Origin of the sequence: Stutzerimonas sp. VN223-3, assembly GCF_045999685.1 — a bacterium.
GTDB lineage: Bacteria > Pseudomonadota > Gammaproteobacteria > Pseudomonadales > Pseudomonadaceae > Stutzerimonas > Stutzerimonas stutzeri_AR.
This window is the reverse complement of the sequence record NZ_RBEC01000001.1, coordinates 1,714,644-1,729,213: the sequence shown is the minus strand read 5'-3', so window position 1 is coordinate 1,729,213 and position 14,570 is coordinate 1,714,644. Positions and strand designations below refer to the sequence as shown.

Genomic DNA, 14,570 nt, shown 5'->3' with positions numbered 1-14,570 from the left:
GCGTCTTAGCTATTTTTCGCGGCGAGTAGCTGTTCGGCTGCCTCGAGACGCAGGCGCTCATGTTCGTCGAAACGTTCGGCTGCCATCCGATCAATTGCCGCGCGCTTGTCGGTTTCGCCAAGCCCCCGGCTGTTCTCTATTCGCACCTTCTCTTCTCGATAGGCCTTCACTCGCCGCTGCCAATCCTGGCGTTTACGGTCGAGTTTTTCCAGGCGGGCGGTTGCGACATTGCCGACCAGCTGTTGGCGCAGCTGGCGAATTTCGCTCGGCGTTGCGCCGTTGGCCTGTAGTGTCCGGGTCTGTTCGTGCAATTCGGTCTGCAGTTGCGGCGCCAGGCTATCCAGCAATTCGGCTGGCAAGCTGTTCTGTAGCCTGTCGATGGCAGCTCCCTTGGCTGCGGCATCAAGAGTTGGATCGCGGCGAATCGCCAACCTTTCGAGAGTGAAGCGATCGGTCGCCTCGTCCAATGCGAAGAATGCTTGGTGCACCGATTCGCTGAAGATGCCGGCGCGTAATTGCTGAACCGCGCGCAACCGTTCACGCATGGCGTCAATATCAGCGCGCTGAGCATAGGTCTTCTCGAGCATCAACAATTGCCGCTTGTAATCCAGATATTGTCCCAGCACCTGCAATGCCTGGCCTTCCGCGGGTTGGGGAAGTTGCTCTTCGATATAACGGCGTAGACGGGTGACGCTGGCCTCAACCGACTCTTCGCCAATGGCTGCCAGAAAATAGTCGAAGACCCGCCGGACATTGCCATCGACGATCAGATTGCCGGACGGGTCCGCCTGGAGCCGGCCGTCAACCTGCGTTCCGGCAAATGAGCCAGGCAGACGGTTAATCGTCGTGCTCGGCCGCTGCTGTGGATCTAGCGAACGAATCTTCGCGTTTTGTAAGGCTGGTGAGCTGGCTATGGCTGGCTCGGCGAGCGCCTTTGCCTGAGTCAGCGTCGGTTCGGTCGGCTCATGCCAGATTGCCGCGACACCGATGGTGACGACCAGCAAGAACAGCAGTGCGAGTTTTTTCATCGTCATGCCTTGTGCGCTGGAGCCGGGGCCGGCCGGCCCCGGCGATCTTTAGAGACCTGCGTTCTTCAGGCGATTGGCGTGCTGGCGGTAGACAGTCAACGGATCGGTCTCGAACAGGCTGGTCAAGCCAAGCACCTGGTTGACCTCGTCCAGATGATTCATTCGGTAGTTATCGCGGATGACCATGCCCAGGTGCGAGCTGCAGCGCCCGACCAGACCATCGTTTGCCTCATCGAAGGCGAGTGAGCCGGCGCCCAACATCGCATCGCTGATGTCCAGTGGGTTAGTCAACGGGCTGGTGCCGCCCCAGGAGTAGTAGCGCACGCCGTTGACTTTGTAGGCCCCTTCGCCACATTCGCTGGTCGGGATCCCCTGCGGATATTTGGCGTTGAAGCGTGCGGCGCCCTCGCTGTTGAGCGATTCGAGTGTTCCAAGCGCGTTCTGTGGTTCGGTGCTGGGACTGCCGGAGAGGAAATGGATTAGCGCGCCCATGCCGTTGACCAGCCCGGCAACGATGGTCTCGCCGCCGGATCCCTCGGGTATCTTGCGAATCAGGTCAGCAACGTCCGAACCTTTGTGAGGTGCGCCGACACTGGTGACAGAGGCAATCAGATCGGGCCGCACAGCAGCGACGTAGCGTACAGTCGGTCCGCCGTGGCTGTGGCCGATCAGATTGACCTTGGGTTTTCCGCTTATCGCGACGATTTCTTCGACTTGGTCAAGCAGTTCTTCACCGCGGAGTTCCGAGGTGTTGAGCTGGCTTACTTCGGTCACGTAAACCTGCGCGCCATCACGGCGAAGCGCATGCGGGATGCCATACCAGTAGTCGATGCCGAGCATACTGTCGAAGCCCAGCATGCCGTGGGTAAGAACGATCGGGTAACGGGTCTGGGTATAGCCGCTGGAGCTGAACAGGCCGGCATGCACTTGGCCGGAAAGCGCCATGGCGGAACCGAGGCAGAGAGCAAGCAACGTTTTCTTGTTGTTCATGGATGCACTCAATCAGTTGGTGAATCGGGCATTGGGCAATCCATCGCCATTCACCGCGCGCTGCGCGTACTGCAGGCGCAACAAGCGCAGCAATCGTGCCAGGAGTTAGGCCAACGACAAATAACCGCTCTGGCACGGCGTATCGAAGATGATTGATAGCAAAAGCTGTTAGCGGTGACCCGCTTTGCCTGTTACCAGACGGAACGTTGTGTGGGTAGGAAAGTGATGATGTTCGAATATCTGCGTTTATCTCGGGATAATCGCTGCATGTTCGCAGAATTTGGCGACTATATAGTCGCAATGAAACTGGCGAGTCACGCGTAGTCGATGGCGACGACATACCAGAGCTTCGGGCCGGTGGGTGTTTGCACCTCTACTTCGGCATCCAGCGACTTTCCCACCAATGCTCGGGCCAATGGCGAGTCGATGCTGATCAATCCCTTGCGCAGCTCCAGCTCTTCGGGACCAACGATGCGATAACGGGCCTGTTCGCCATTCTCATCTTCAACCGTCACCCAGGCGCCGAAGTACACCTTGCCCGGGTCGCTTGGCTTGTCGCTGACGACCTTGAGTTTTTCCAGCCGCTTGGTGAGAAAGCGTACGCGGCTATCGATCTCCCTCAGCATTTTCTTGCCGTAGGTGTATTCCGCATTTTCTGAACGATCACCTTGCGCTGCCGCTTCGCTGACGGACTGGGTCACCTGAGGGCGTCGCACGTGCCAGAGTTCATGCAGTTCAGCCCGCAGCCGCGCCTCGCCTTCGGGCGTGATCAGTGGAGTGCCAGCAGGGCGAGGCGGGCGATAACGGCTCATGAACGATCCAGGTCAGTGTGAAAACGACCATTCTAGAGGCAGTTATCGCCATTCGGCGAGCCGGGTTACCTCGCTCAGCTTTCTCGGAGCACGTTGAGCGGGCTGGCGTTAAGTGCTCGACGCGTACCAATTACGCCGGCCGTACCGACCAGTAGCGCGCCGATCAATGGCAACACCAGAAGCCAGGGATGAGGTTGCCAGCGCAAATCGAACGCAAAGTGATAGAGCAGGGCGCTGACCAGCTCACAGCCCAGTGCGGCAAGCAGACCACTGGCCGCGCCGAGCACGCCGAACTCGGTACGTCTGGCTTTGAGCAGCAACTTGCGCTCGGCGCCTAGCGCTCTTAGCAGCGCGCCTTGGTGAATGCGTTCGTCAAGGGTTGACTGCAACCCTGCGAACAGCACGGCCAGTCCCGCCGCCAGCACGAACATCAGCACGTACTCCACGGCCAGCGAGACCTGCGCCAAGATGCTGCGCAGCTGACTGAGCAACGCCTCGACCTGCAATATGGTCGCAGAAGGGAAGTCTCGTGCGAGTCGCACCAACTCGCGATCCTTGCCGTCAGGTAAATGAAAGCTCGTCATGTAAGTGGCCGGCACATCCTGCAGCGTTTGCGGCTCGAAAATCATGTAGAAGTTGGGCTGGAAACTGTCCCAATTCACTTCGCGCAGGCTCGTCACGCTGACGTCGCGGGTAAGGCCGCCGACGGTGAAGCTGAGCCGGTCGCCCAGCTCGACTTGCAGGCTTTCCGCCAGCTCCGCTTCCACCGATACGCCGGGCAGCTCACTGCGTTCACCATTCCACCAGTGGCCGGCGGTCAGGCGATTATCAGAAGGCAGATCGCTTGCCCACGTCAGGCTCAGGTCTCTGCGAATCGCTCGCTCGCCCTGGCTTTCCTTGCTTACGAGCTGGCGCACCGGCTCGCCATTGATCGCGACCAGGCGGCCCGGCACAACGGGGTACAGCGGTGCGGCGTGGTCCGACAGTGTCGCAATACGCTCGGCGAAGGCATCCCGATCGGCTGGCAGAACATTTAGTACGAAATGGTTGGGCGCGTCGTCCGGTAGCTGGTTCTGCCAAGTATCGAGCAGTTCGCCGCGCAGCAATGCGATCAATGCCATGGCCAGCAGTATCAGGCCGAAGGCCAGCGACTGACCGGCAGCCGCCAAGGGGTGACGGAGCAACTGCCCGAGCCCCAGACGCCAGCTCAGGGATGCGCCAGAAAGCCCTCGGCGTAGGCCCTGCAGCGCCAGCAACAGCAGCCCACCGAGTATCAATGTGGCAAGCAGGCCGCCACCCAGTAGCGCGAGGGTGATTTTCAGATCCAGGCTCAGGCGCCACATGATCAGCCCAAGGGCTACCACGGCCGCGCCGTAAACCAGCCAGGAGCTCGGAGGAATAGGCAGCATGTCACGTCGCAGTACTCGAAGGGGCGGTACGCGTCCCAACGCTGCAAGTGGCGGCAGTGCGAAGCCAGCTAGTGCTACCAGTCCCGTTGCAATGCCCGCCAATGCCGGCCAGAGCGTCGCTGGCGGTACTTCGCTGACCACCAGATCGCGCAGCAGGAAAAACAAACCATGCTGTGCCGCCCAACCCAGCAAAGCGCCCGCTGCGCTTGCAACGACACCAAGATAACCAAGCTGCAGGGTGTAAAGCATCAGCGCCTCGCGCCGTGATAACCCCAGACAACGCAGCAGGGCGCTGGCATCGAAGCGGCGTGCGGCGAAGCGCGCAGCCGAGAGTGCGACCGCGACGCCTGCGAGCAATACAGCGGCAAGGCTGGCCAGGTTCAGATAGCGCTCGGCGCGTCCCAGTGCACCGCCGATCTGACGATTGCCGTCTTTCGCAGTCTCAATGCGCTGATGCGGTTGTAACGCGGGTTTGATGGCTTGCTCGTAGGCTTCGAGCTGCTCCGGTGAGCCGCGCCAAAGCTCGCGATAGCGCACGCGGCTGCCGGGCTGAACCACGCCGGTCGCGTCAAGATCGTCGAGGTGCATCAGTACGCGTGGCGTCAGGCTGTAGAAATCACCCACGCGATCCGGCTCGTAGGTCAGGACGCGGGTCAGTTGCAATTGCTTGTTGCCTACCTCGATGCGATCGCCGATTTGCAAGTCCAGCGCCGCGAACAATCGTGCCTCTGCCCAGGCTTCGCCTGGTTGCGGTCCCGGTCCGGGTTGTTCGGGCTGATACGGTGCGGCTGCGCTGCGCAGTTCACCACGCAACGGGTAGCTGCTATCGGCCGCCTTGACGCTTGCCAATTGCAGGTTGTCATCGGTCGCGATGACGCTGGAAAACTCCACCGCACGAGCATGGTCGAGCTGTAGGCGGGTGCCCGCTGCGATCTGCTCCGGTTCGGCGGGTGCACTGCCGCGCAATACGAGGTCGGCCCCGAGGAATTCCGTGGCACGCATCATCATGGCGTCGTTCAGGCGCGCGCCGAAATAGCCAATGGCGGTGCTCGCCGCTACGGCGATCAATAGCGCGAAGAACAGGACGCGAAGCTCTCCGGCACGAGCGTCACGCAATAGCTGGCGCAGCGCCAGAGCAGCCAGCCGGCTGGCGGGCACACGCTTCATCGAGTTTGCTCATCGCGGAGCTGGCGACCGCCTTCCAGGCGGAGCAGATGCTGGCAGCGTTGGGCCAGGCGCTCGTCATGGGTAACCAACACCAGCGTGGTGCCGCGCTCTCGGTTCAACTCAAAGAGCAACTCGGTGATATTCGCGCCGGTATGACTATCGAGATTGCCGGTTGGCTCGTCGGCAAACAGCACTTCAGGCTCGGCGGCGAATGCGCGGGCGACGGCAACGCGCTGTTGTTCGCCGCCGGACAGCTGGCGAGGGTAGTGATGCAGTCGTGCACCCAGTCCGACTCGTTCGAGCAGCTCGGTCGCTTTCGCCTGTGCATCGTGGCGGCCATGAAGCTCGAGCGGCAGCATCACATTCTCCAACGCATTGAGACTGTCGAGCAGTTGGAATGACTGAAAAACGAAGCCGACGTGCTCGGCGCGCACCCGCGCCCGCTGGTCTTCATCCAGCTCGCCGAGCAGATGGCCGGCCAGGTGCACCTCGCCGGAGCTGGGCAGATCCAGGCCGGCCAGCAGGCCGAGCAGGGTTGATTTGCCGGAACCGGAAGTGCCGACGATGGCCAGGCTGTCACCTTTGTCGATACTCAGGGATACGTCGTCGAGTATCGCCAGCTCGCCTTCCGCGCTGGGTACCGCTTTGCTAAGGTTCCGGGCGTAGAGAATGCTGGCATTCATGGAGATTCCGATGCGAAAGTGGCTAAAAGGTGGAGTTCTGGTGCTGCTGTGCTGGGCTCAGGGAGCCCTGGCGGGGACGGTGCTGGTAGTCGGGGATAGTATCAGTGCGGCTTTCGGGCTGGAAACCAGCCAGGGATGGGTGCATTTACTCCAGCAACGCCTCGATGCAGAGACACCGGACTATCAGGTGGTGAACGCGTCGATCAGTGGCGACACCACTGCCGGCGGGCTTTCCAGGCTGCCCACTCTGCTCGAAGAACATGAGCCGGAGGTGGTGATTTTGGAGCTTGGCGGCAATGATGGCTTGCGTGGCCAATCGCCGGCGCAATTGAAACAGAATCTTGCGGCGATGGTTGAGCAGTCGCGCCAGGCAGGTGCCCAGGTTCTGCTGCTCGGCATGCGTTTGCCGCCGAACCTGGGGCAGCGCTACACGACTGCGTTCGCCAACGCGTTCGATTCGCTTGCAGAGGAAAAGGAGCTGCCCTACGTACCGTTTTTTCTCGAAGGTATAGGAGGGGTTGCCGGAATGATGCAATCCGATGGCGTACATCCCGTGGCCGGCGCGCAGCAACGGCTGTTGGACAACGCCTGGGTGGCGCTCGAACCCTTGCTTTGAGGTCTGCGCGCGGCTACTGTCGCGCCCTTCGATCGGAGCCTCAGATGCCGCGCCCAGCCTGGACCCTATTTGCCTATCGCCTCATCGTTCCGGACGAGCAGTTCGACCTGTTTGCTTGCCGCGAGAACCGGCTGCATCTGGCGCTGCGGCAACTGGAATTGAGCGGCCGGGTCGATCGCACGCTTTGCGGCGGTTTCTTGCCTGCGCAACCGCACTGGCAAGATCTGGAGCGCTCGGTGCTCAAGGATCGGCGACTTTGCACGGCATGCCTTGAGGTGCTCAGCGCGCAGCGCAAAGGCCTTCCGTCTGCCATCAGCGCCTGGTAACTCGGCGGCCGCTGCCCCTTCGAGTACAATCGACAGCAACACCGATCACCCATTCCCAAGGAAACCCTGAATGCTCTCGCGCGCGTCTGCAGTCGCCTCCTGTATTTCATTCGCTGCTTTACTGTTGGCCGGGCAGTGCGCGGCTCTTGAGTTGCCGTTACCTCCGGAAGGTGAAGACGTGGTCGGCCAGATTCAGGTGATCAAGGCCAAGTACGAGGACACTTTCGCAGCGTTGGGCGAGACGCATGACCTTGGCTACCTTGAACTCATCGCGGCTAATCCGGGCGTGGATCCCTGGCTGCCGGGCGAGGGTACTGACATCATTTTGCCGACGCGTTTCATTCTGCCACCGGGACCGCGTGAAGGCATCGTGATCAATCTCGCTGAGTACCGTCTGTATTACTACCCGGAGGGCAAGGGTGTGGTTCATACCTTCCCGCTAGGAATAGGTCGCGAAGGTTGGGGGTCACCGGTGGGCGCGACCCGTATTTCGGCCATGACCAGCAATCCGGCCTGGTATCCGCCGCAGTCGATTCGAGATGAGCATGCCGCCGAGGGCGATCCGCTGCCGAAGGTCGTTCCGCCAGGGCCGGATAACCCGCTGGGGCCGTACAAGATGAGCCTGGCGCTGCCGGGATATCTCATCCATGGTTCGAATAAGAAATTCGGCATCGGCATGCGTGTTAGCCACGGTTGTTTCCGCATGCTCAATCACAATGTTCTCGAGCTGGCGGGGTTGGTCAAGGTCGGAACCCAGGTGCGGATCATTGATGAGCCGTACAAGTTCGGTGTTAGTCAGGGCAAGGTGTATCTGGAGGCTCATACGCCGCTGGAAGACGAGGACGGGCATATGACTCTCATGGACAAGCACGCGGTGGTAATCAACACGCTGCTGAAGCGTGACGAGGCCGCTGGTGCGCTGCAATTGGATTGGGAGATGGTTCGCGAAATCGTCGCAGGTGAAGATGGCTTGCCAATTCAGATCGCCGAACAGGGACAGGCGCTGGCCAGTAGCCACGAAGAGCCGATATTCTGAATTGCGTGAATTGTCGGGTGGTTGTTAATCGGTAGCCCATAAAAAAGCCGACCTGTTGCAGGTCGGCTTTTTTTCGCCTGAAGCTTTACTTGCGGCTGGCGCGTTCCAGCATACGCAGTGCACGCTCGTTGGCTTCATCAGCAGTCTGCTGAGCCTTCTGAGCCGCTTGCATAGCCTCGTCGGCCTTGCTGTACGCTTCGTCGGCACGAGCCTGAGCACGGGCAGCGGCGTCTTCAGTCGCGGTCAGACGGGCTTCGCTTTCTTTGGTCATGCTGTTGCTGCAACCAGTAGCCAGAACTGCGGCGAAAGCCAGAGCAGAAAATTTCAGAACGTTGTTCATCGTGTTCCCCTTAAGGATGAAATCCATGGCAACTTCCGTTATGGAAAGTTGGCGCGCACATACTACCGATAAGTTGCGCTAAGTAAACGGAGGCAAGCAGCGGCTACTACAATTTTTCTGCAAGCTCATTTCTTTTTCGGCACGCACCTGGCTAAGTTGGTTGAAAAACAATCAGAGCCAGCCGTTGCACTCGTTACATGGACCGATGTCGGGGCCAAAAAGTTGCACTTTTCTAAACGCGCCCGCAACTGAGTAATGTATCGTCAACAGCGTTGGCTGCGCCGCAGTGCAAAACTTCAAAGCATTTGTAGCCATGTCTTGCATGGCGGTAGCATGCGCTGTCCAACTAATAAGAAACGAGGGGGTGCGGACTTCGCATGACCTCAAGGCGATGACAGGGCAGGGCGAGCCTGCAGAGGAGGCGAGATGAGCGACAAGCTGACCATCCATCATGATCGGGCAGGCCATCAATTCGAGACCACCGTGGATGGTTATCGCGCTTATCTCGCTTATGTCGATCTGGGTAAGCAAACCCTGGATATCTACCGAACCTTCGTACCTGACGCTCTTCGCGGTCGTGGCGTTGCCGCGGTGCTAACCCAACATGCGTTGGATTACGCCATGCGTGAAGGCTATACGGTGATTCCGTCTTGTTCGTATGTGGAAAGTTATATCGAGCGCCAGGGCAACCCGGCGTACACGTCTGATAAGGAATAAAAAACGCCGGCAAGCGGCGTTTTCTCATTAGCTGCGGACGCGTTTGGGCAGTATGTCCTTCAGCTTGGCATGCATGCCAAGAACGGCTTTCTCAGTTGCTTCCCAATCGATACAGGCATCGGTGATCGATACGCCATATTTGAGGTCGGCCAGGTCTTTGGGGATCGATTGGCTACCCCACCCGAGATGACTTTCTACCATCAACCCGACAATAGAGTTGTTGCCCTCAAGAATCTGATTGGCCACGTTATCCATGACTAGCGGTTGTAGCGCTGGATCCTTGTTGGAGTTGGCGTGGCTGCAGTCGACCATGATGTTGGGGCTGATGCCGGCCTTGTTCAGTTCCTGTTCGCAGACAGCCACGCTGACCGAATCGTAGTTGGGCTTACCATTGCCACCACGCAGCACAACATGGCCGTAGGCGTTGCCCTTAGTGGTGACGATGGAGACGCCGCCCGACTGGTTGATGCCGAGGAAACGATGCGGGCTGGACACGGATTGCAGCGCATTGATCGCGACGGTCAGGCTGCCATCGGTACCGTTCTTGAAACCCACCGCCGAAGACAGACCAGACGCCATTTCGCGGTGGGTCTGGGACTCAGTGGTGCGTGCGCCGATCGCCGACCAGCTGATAAGGTCCTGCAGGTATTGTGGTGAAATCGGATCGAGCGCTTCGGTGGCCGTCGGCAAGCCCATTTCAGCCAGATCTAGCAACAGCTTTCGGCCGATGTGCAGGCCGTCTTGAATTTTGAAGGAGTCATCCATGTACGGGTCGTTGATCAGGCCTTTCCAGCCGACCGTGGTCCGTGGCTTCTCGAAATAAACCCGCATCACCAGAAACAGGCTGTCGGATACCTTGCTGGCCAGTCCTTTAAGGCGCTCGGCGTATTCATGTGCGGCCTTGAGATCATGAATCGAGCAGGGGCCTACCACGACGAACAGGCGATGATCCTTGCCGTCGAGAATGTCGCGCACCACCTGGCGTCCTTCCGAAACGGTCCTCAATGCGGAGGCGGTAAGCGGGATTTCACGCTTCAACTGATCCGGCGTAATCAGGGTCTCGTTGGAGGAAACGTTAAGGTCATCGATCGGTAAATCAGCCATCGTGTTACTCGTCAGGGTCACGGATGCCGTCCGCCAGCCATCCCGGTGCGGCGGAGCAGGGCTTAAGGGGCGCAACGGGGAAGCGGAACCTTATCGCGTATTGCGTCGCCTCGACAATGACCTTGAAGGCGTACGGGCTCATCAGCGACACCTCAGGCGTCGAAGGAACAACTGATAACAGCGACTGGGCGGCACTCCGGGACGCTGATAAGGTTGATTTGCGTCCGCTGGTCAATGGCGTACTACTTAAACTGAAGTTGGAGTTCTTTCATGACTGCACCTAGTCCACGAATCGGAATCATCGGCACCGGTGCCATTGGAGGCTTTTACGGCACGATGCTCGCCCGTGCCGGCTATGACGTTCATTTTTTGCTGCGCAGTGAATACGAGGCGGTGCGGGAGCATGGTCTGCAAGTAAACAGTGCGGTGCACGGCTCGTTGCATCTGGATGCCGTGCAGGCCTATCGCAGCGTTAGTGATATGCCCAAGTGCGATTGGCTGCTGGTTGGAGCGAAAAGCACCAACAATTCGGAGCTTGCGCCATTAATCATTGAAGCGGCTGCGGATGGTGCGAAGGTGGTGGTATTGCAGAATGGCCTGGGAATCGAAGAAGGCCTGCGCCAAATGCTGCCTGAAAACCTCCACCTGCTGGGCGGCCTCTGTTTCATTTGCGCACACCGCTCGGCGCTGGGTGTCGTCGAGCATCAAGCACTTGGTGGTGTCAATCTTGGCTATCACTCGGGTTCGGCAAAACTACCGGAGCAACAACAGGCGCTGGTCGAAGAAGGCGTGGCGATGTTGCGCGCGGCTGGTGTCGACGCCAATGCAGTCGCCAATCTGGCTCAGGCGCGTTGGCAGAAACTGGTGTGGAACATGCCTTACAATGGTCTCTCGGTCGTGCTGGGCGCCGGCACTGCTCCGTTGATGGCTAATCCGGACAGTCGAGCCTTGGTAAAGGCGATCATGCTGGAAGCTTGTGGAGCGGCGTCGGCTTGTGGCTATCCGCTGCCTGACGTGCTTGTGGACCGGATGATGATGTCCACCGATCACCTGCCCAACTACCTGCCTAGCATGTACCACGACCATGCACATGGCCGCCCGATGGAGCTCGACGCCATCTACGCTGCTCCGCTGGCTGCAGCCAAGAGTGCCGGTTTTGCGATGCCGAAAACCGAGGCGCTATATCAGGCGCTGCGTTTCATTTCCGCACGAATGGAAAGCGAGCGCGGTCACCAATGAAACGTGCGCTACCGGCAGCCGAGCGGGCGTTCGAGGTGGTAGTGGTTTTTTGTCGGGCTGCTAAGCTCAAGCGAGGCCGCCAGATTCATTGGACGCTGGCGGCTTAGCGCCAAGAGACGATTGGAGCGGCATACCGAGTGGCGTATGGCCGGATGTGCTCGTTAATCCTGGTTCACAAATATTGCATCGCGGCTACCACGACGCTATTCGCTGACAGGCGGTACATAAGGAAATGCCCTAGAATTCTGACCTCTGGTGCAGAAAGTTATAAAAAATAGTGATGTTCAGGCGCCACTGGCCTTTTGAGGGATCTCTATGAAGCTTCAGCAACTGCGTTACATCTGGGAGGTAGCGCATCATGACCTCAATGTCTCGGCAACGGCACAAAGCCTGTTCACGTCCCAACCCGGTATCAGCAAGCAGATTCGGTTGCTCGAAGATGAGTTGGGGGTCGAAGTCTTCGCCCGCAGCGGCAAGCATCTGACCAGAGTCACTCCGGCTGGCGAGCGAATCATTACCACTGCTGGCGAAATTCTTCGCAAATGCGAAAGCATCAAGCAGATCGCTCAAGAATTTTCCAACGAAAAGCGCGGCACCCTGAGCATTGCGACGACCCACACCCAGGCTCGCTACGCATTGCCGCCGGTAATCAGTGCATTCATCAAGCAGTACCCGGATGTTTCCCTGCATATGCATCAAGGCACACCGATGCAAATCGCGGAGATGGCAGCTGACGGAACTGTAGACTTCGCCATCGCCACCGAGGGACTGGAGCTGTTTGGTGACCTGGTGATGATGCCGTGCTATCGCTGGAATCGCTGCGTTGTGGTACCGCAGGGTCATCCTCTGGCGAAGCTGGAAAAACTCACCCTCGAAGCGTTGGCGGAACACCCGATCGTGACTTACGTATTCGGCTTTACCGGACGCTCCAAGCTGGACGAGGCTTTCAACCACAGAGGACTTTCGCCTAAGGTCGTGTTCACCGCGGCGGATGCGGACGTCATCAAGACTTATGTGCGTTTGGGCTTGGGCGTGGGAATCGTCGCGCGCATGGCGGTCGATGCCAAACTCGATCCAGACTTGGTAGTACTCGATGCCAGCGAGCTGTTCGAGGCCAGTGTCACCAAGATTGGCTTCCGCCGCGGCACGTTCCTGCGCGGCTTCATGTGTGATTTCATCGAAACTTTTGCGCCGCATCTCGATAGGGAGATGCTCGAGAAGGCAGTGCAATGCCGCAACAAGATTGAGTTGGATGAATTATTTCAGGACGTCCAACTGCCTACTTTCTAGTGGGGCGCGAGATTCGGCCGAGTCAGTGGCTGACAAGATGCTGCGGTCGGAGAGGATAGCGGGGTGTCGGTGGGGTGATCGACCCCTATCACCGTGGCAGTGAGAACAACGCAACGCTTTCGAATTTGGTCGGCTCCGGCCAGGGTCCGAGGCGATCCTACGAGCTGGCCCGGTGAATCAGCTCGTAGGCGGCCATTACTGGGGACGCGAAACCAGGCCGTCAGCTTTTCGCGATCAAGTTACCGGCATGCAGGCCGCACTCTTTCTGCGTGGACTCTTCCCACCACCAACGACCTTCTCGTTCGTGCTGGTTCGGCAACACAGGACGGGTGCAGGGTTCGCAGCCAATGCTGATGAAACCGCGCTCATGCAGGCTGTTGTAAGGCACTTCGAGCATGCGGATATAACCCCAGACTTCCTCGCTGGTCATCTGCGCCAATGGATTGAACTTGTATAGCGTGTGCTCGGGCGTCGAAAAGGCGCTGTCGATTTCCAACACTGATACCTGGCTGCGCGTGCCAGGGCTCTGGTCGCGACGCTGGCCGGTGGCCCAGGCGCGGACGCCGGAAAGCTTGCGCCGCAGCGGCTCGATCTTGCGGATGCCGCAGCATTCGCCATGGCCGTCGCGGTAGAAGCTGAACAGACCTTTTTCGTTGACCATTGGCTCGAGCAGTTTGGGGTCCGGCGTCATGATCTGGATCGGAATGCCGTAATGCTCCCGAACCTGCTCGATAAACCGGTAGGTTTCGCCGTGCAGGCGACCGGTATCCAGGCTGAACACTTTGACGTTCTTGTTCAGTTTCCAGGCCATATCGACCAGCACTACATCTTCAGCACCGCTGAACGAGATCCAGAGATCGTCGCCGAACAGATCGAAGGCGAGCTTGAGAATTTCCTGTGGGGACTTGCTGGCATAGGCGGCTGCCAGCTCGGCTACATCAATAGATTGGCTCATCAGGCGGCTTCCTTGGTTGGCGCTTGGCGCGCTCTGCTGGCCGCGGATGTTAGCAAACTGGCTTTATGACTCTAAATAACGTTTGAGGTTGATCTACCGCTGTTTAGGGAATAAGCGTTGCGTTGCGTCCCTCGGCCACTGCCGTTAGAGTGCCGCTTCAATTTTTCTGCTTTGAGGAGTGGCCCGTGGAAATAGCCTGTCTCGACCTGGAAGGTGTTTTGGTTCCGGAAATCTGGATCGCCTTTGCCGAGGCCACTGGAATCGAATCGCTGCGGGCGACCACGCGGGACATTCCAGACTATGACGTGCTGATGAAGCAGCGGCTGCGCATCCTGGACGAGCATGGCTTGAAGCTGTCAGACATTCAGGCCGTCATTAGCACTCTGAAGCCACTGGACGGTGCCGTCGAATTCGTCGACTGGCTGCGTGAGCGTTTCCAGGTCGTGATTCTGTCGGATACGTTCTACGAATTTTCACAGCCGCTGATGCGTCAGCTGGGCTTCCCGACGCTGCTTTGCCATCGCTTGATCACTGACGAGTCGGGTCGCGTCGTCGATTACCAACTGCGCCAGAAGGATCCCAAGCGTCAATCCGTGATTGCGCTGAAAAGCCTGTATTACCGCATCATTGCCGCGGGTGACTCGTACAACGACACCACCATGCTTTCCGAAGCGCATGCCGGCATCCTGTTCCATGCGCCAGACAATGTTATCCGCGAGTTTCCGCAGTTCCCGGCTGTGCATACGTTCGAGGCGCTTAAGCAGGAATTCCTCAAGGCATCGAATCGCAACCTTAGCCTTTAGTCCAGCTTTGCATCAAAAACGAGGCCCGCTTATGCGGGCCTCGTTCGTTCTAGTT

15 protein-coding genes are annotated in these 14,570 nt (G+C 58.8%); 7 read left to right on the top strand and 8 right to left on the bottom strand.

What is annotated here, in order from left to right:
• Positions 1 to 5: 5 nt before the first annotated feature.
• The 5 genes from D7241_RS07740 to D7241_RS07720 all read right to left on the bottom strand — a co-directional run bounded on the left by D7241_RS07740 (position 6) and on the right by D7241_RS07720 (position 6,089).
• Positions 6 to 1,028, bottom strand: a complete 1,023-nt coding sequence (locus tag D7241_RS07740; RefSeq protein ID WP_408100997.1) for a lipase secretion chaperone — start codon at positions 1,026 to 1,028, stop codon at positions 6 to 8.
• A gap of 48 nt (positions 1,029 to 1,076) precedes the next feature.
• Positions 1,077 to 2,018, bottom strand: a complete 942-nt coding sequence (locus D7241_RS07735) for a triacylglycerol lipase (RefSeq protein ID WP_408100996.1) — start codon at positions 2,016 to 2,018, stop codon at positions 1,077 to 1,079.
• A gap of 314 nt (positions 2,019 to 2,332) precedes the next feature.
• Complete coding sequence (greB, locus tag D7241_RS07730) at positions 2,333 to 2,830, bottom strand: transcription elongation factor GreB (protein WP_408100995.1); 498 nt, start codon at positions 2,828 to 2,830, stop codon at positions 2,333 to 2,335.
• Between the two features lie 74 nt (positions 2,831 to 2,904).
• Complete coding sequence (locus tag D7241_RS07725; protein WP_408100994.1) at positions 2,905 to 5,406, bottom strand: ABC transporter permease; 2,502 nt, start codon at positions 5,404 to 5,406, stop codon at positions 2,905 to 2,907.
• The gene (locus D7241_RS07720; protein ID WP_408100993.1) at positions 5,403 to 6,089 is read right to left on the bottom strand and encodes an ABC transporter ATP-binding protein; all 687 of its coding nucleotides are present in this window, start codon (positions 6,087 to 6,089) and stop codon (positions 5,403 to 5,405) included. Before D7241_RS07720 ends, D7241_RS07725 begins: the two co-directional genes overlap by 4 nt.
• A gap of 10 nt (positions 6,090 to 6,099) precedes the next feature.
• Here D7241_RS07720 and D7241_RS07715 point away from each other — a divergent pair, with 10 nt between their 5' ends.
• The 3 genes from D7241_RS07715 (at position 6,100) to D7241_RS07705 (ending at position 8,067) form a co-directional block, all read left to right on the top strand.
• Positions 6,100 to 6,705, top strand: a complete 606-nt coding sequence (locus D7241_RS07715) for an arylesterase (RefSeq protein ID WP_408100992.1) — start codon at positions 6,100 to 6,102, stop codon at positions 6,703 to 6,705.
• Between the two features lie 44 nt (positions 6,706 to 6,749).
• Complete coding sequence (locus D7241_RS07710; RefSeq protein ID WP_408100991.1) at positions 6,750 to 7,031, top strand: hypothetical protein; 282 nt, start codon at positions 6,750 to 6,752, stop codon at positions 7,029 to 7,031.
• Between the two features lie 70 nt (positions 7,032 to 7,101).
• Entirely contained in the window at positions 7,102 to 8,067 is a 966-nt protein-coding gene (locus D7241_RS07705) for a L,D-transpeptidase family protein (protein WP_255976393.1), read from the top strand.
• A gap of 85 nt (positions 8,068 to 8,152) precedes the next feature.
• On the opposite strand, the gene D7241_RS07700 is transcribed toward D7241_RS07705, so the two are convergent.
• Positions 8,153 to 8,407 (bottom strand): Lpp/OprI family alanine-zipper lipoprotein, encoded by a 255-nt coding sequence (locus D7241_RS07700; RefSeq protein WP_025241419.1) that lies wholly within the window; start codon positions 8,405 to 8,407, stop codon positions 8,153 to 8,155.
• Positions 8,408 to 8,833: 426 nt separating this feature from the next.
• Here D7241_RS07700 and D7241_RS07695 point away from each other — a divergent pair, with 426 nt between their 5' ends.
• Entirely contained in the window at positions 8,834 to 9,124 is a 291-nt protein-coding gene (locus D7241_RS07695; RefSeq protein ID WP_408100990.1) for a GNAT family N-acetyltransferase, read from the top strand.
• Between the two features lie 27 nt (positions 9,125 to 9,151).
• Here D7241_RS07695 and D7241_RS07690 read toward each other — a convergent pair whose 3' ends face one another.
• On the bottom strand, positions 9,152 to 10,228 hold the full coding sequence (locus D7241_RS07690) for a 3-deoxy-7-phosphoheptulonate synthase (RefSeq protein ID WP_255976389.1): 1,077 nt from the start codon (positions 10,226 to 10,228) through the stop codon (positions 9,152 to 9,154).
• A 270-nt stretch (positions 10,229 to 10,498) separates the two neighbouring features.
• Here D7241_RS07690 and D7241_RS07685 point away from each other — a divergent pair, with 270 nt between their 5' ends.
• Together D7241_RS07685 and cysB are read left to right on the top strand one after the other, a co-directional pair.
• Positions 10,499 to 11,467 carry a putative 2-dehydropantoate 2-reductase gene (locus D7241_RS07685; protein ID WP_408100989.1) on the top strand — a complete coding sequence of 323 codons (969 nt, stop codon included), beginning with the start codon at positions 10,499 to 10,501 and terminating at the stop codon, positions 11,465 to 11,467.
• Positions 11,468 to 11,782: 315 nt separating this feature from the next.
• Positions 11,783 to 12,757, top strand: a complete 975-nt coding sequence (gene cysB, locus D7241_RS07680) for an HTH-type transcriptional regulator CysB (RefSeq protein WP_408100988.1) — start codon at positions 11,783 to 11,785, stop codon at positions 12,755 to 12,757.
• Between the two features lie 220 nt (positions 12,758 to 12,977).
• On the opposite strand, the gene D7241_RS07675 is transcribed toward cysB, so the two are convergent.
• Positions 12,978 to 13,712, bottom strand: coding sequence for a phosphoadenylyl-sulfate reductase (locus D7241_RS07675; RefSeq protein WP_408100987.1), 735 nt, complete (start codon positions 13,710 to 13,712; stop codon positions 12,978 to 12,980).
• Positions 13,713 to 13,897: 185 nt separating this feature from the next.
• Here D7241_RS07675 and thrH point away from each other — a divergent pair, with 185 nt between their 5' ends.
• Entirely contained in the window at positions 13,898 to 14,515 is a 618-nt protein-coding gene (thrH, locus tag D7241_RS07670) for a bifunctional phosphoserine phosphatase/homoserine phosphotransferase ThrH (RefSeq protein ID WP_255976381.1), read from the top strand.
• Positions 14,516 to 14,570 lie beyond the last annotated feature (55 nt).

What these genes read in the sequence shown, in the direction of transcription:
- D7241_RS07740 (WP_408100997.1), bottom strand. Translation starts at nt 1,028, where the DNA reads ATGAAAAAACTCGCACTGCTGTTCTTGCTGGTCGTCACCATCGGTGTC.
- D7241_RS07735 (WP_408100996.1), bottom strand. Translation starts at nt 2,018, where the DNA reads ATGAACAACAAGAAAACGTTGCTTGCTCTCTGCCTCGGTTCCGCCATG.
- greB (WP_408100995.1), bottom strand. Translation starts at nt 2,830, where the DNA reads ATGAGCCGTTATCGCCCGCCTCGCCCTGCTGGCACTCCACTGATCACG.
- D7241_RS07725 (WP_408100994.1), bottom strand. Translation starts at nt 5,406, where the DNA reads ATGAAGCGTGTGCCCGCCAGCCGGCTGGCTGCTCTGGCGCTGCGCCAG.
- D7241_RS07720 (WP_408100993.1), bottom strand. Translation starts at nt 6,089, where the DNA reads ATGAATGCCAGCATTCTCTACGCCCGGAACCTTAGCAAAGCGGTACCC.
- D7241_RS07715 (WP_408100992.1), top strand. Translation starts at nt 6,100, where the DNA reads ATGCGAAAGTGGCTAAAAGGTGGAGTTCTGGTGCTGCTGTGCTGGGCT.
- D7241_RS07710 (WP_408100991.1), top strand. Translation starts at nt 6,750, where the DNA reads ATGCCGCGCCCAGCCTGGACCCTATTTGCCTATCGCCTCATCGTTCCG.
- D7241_RS07705 (WP_255976393.1), top strand. Translation starts at nt 7,102, where the DNA reads ATGCTCTCGCGCGCGTCTGCAGTCGCCTCCTGTATTTCATTCGCTGCT.
- D7241_RS07700 (WP_025241419.1), bottom strand. Translation starts at nt 8,407, where the DNA reads ATGAACAACGTTCTGAAATTTTCTGCTCTGGCTTTCGCCGCAGTTCTG.
- D7241_RS07695 (WP_408100990.1), top strand. Translation starts at nt 8,834, where the DNA reads ATGAGCGACAAGCTGACCATCCATCATGATCGGGCAGGCCATCAATTC.
- D7241_RS07690 (WP_255976389.1), bottom strand. Translation starts at nt 10,228, where the DNA reads ATGGCTGATTTACCGATCGATGACCTTAACGTTTCCTCCAACGAGACC.
- D7241_RS07685 (WP_408100989.1), top strand. Translation starts at nt 10,499, where the DNA reads ATGACTGCACCTAGTCCACGAATCGGAATCATCGGCACCGGTGCCATT.
- cysB (WP_408100988.1), top strand. Translation starts at nt 11,783, where the DNA reads ATGAAGCTTCAGCAACTGCGTTACATCTGGGAGGTAGCGCATCATGAC.
- D7241_RS07675 (WP_408100987.1), bottom strand. Translation starts at nt 13,712, where the DNA reads ATGAGCCAATCTATTGATGTAGCCGAGCTGGCAGCCGCCTATGCCAGC.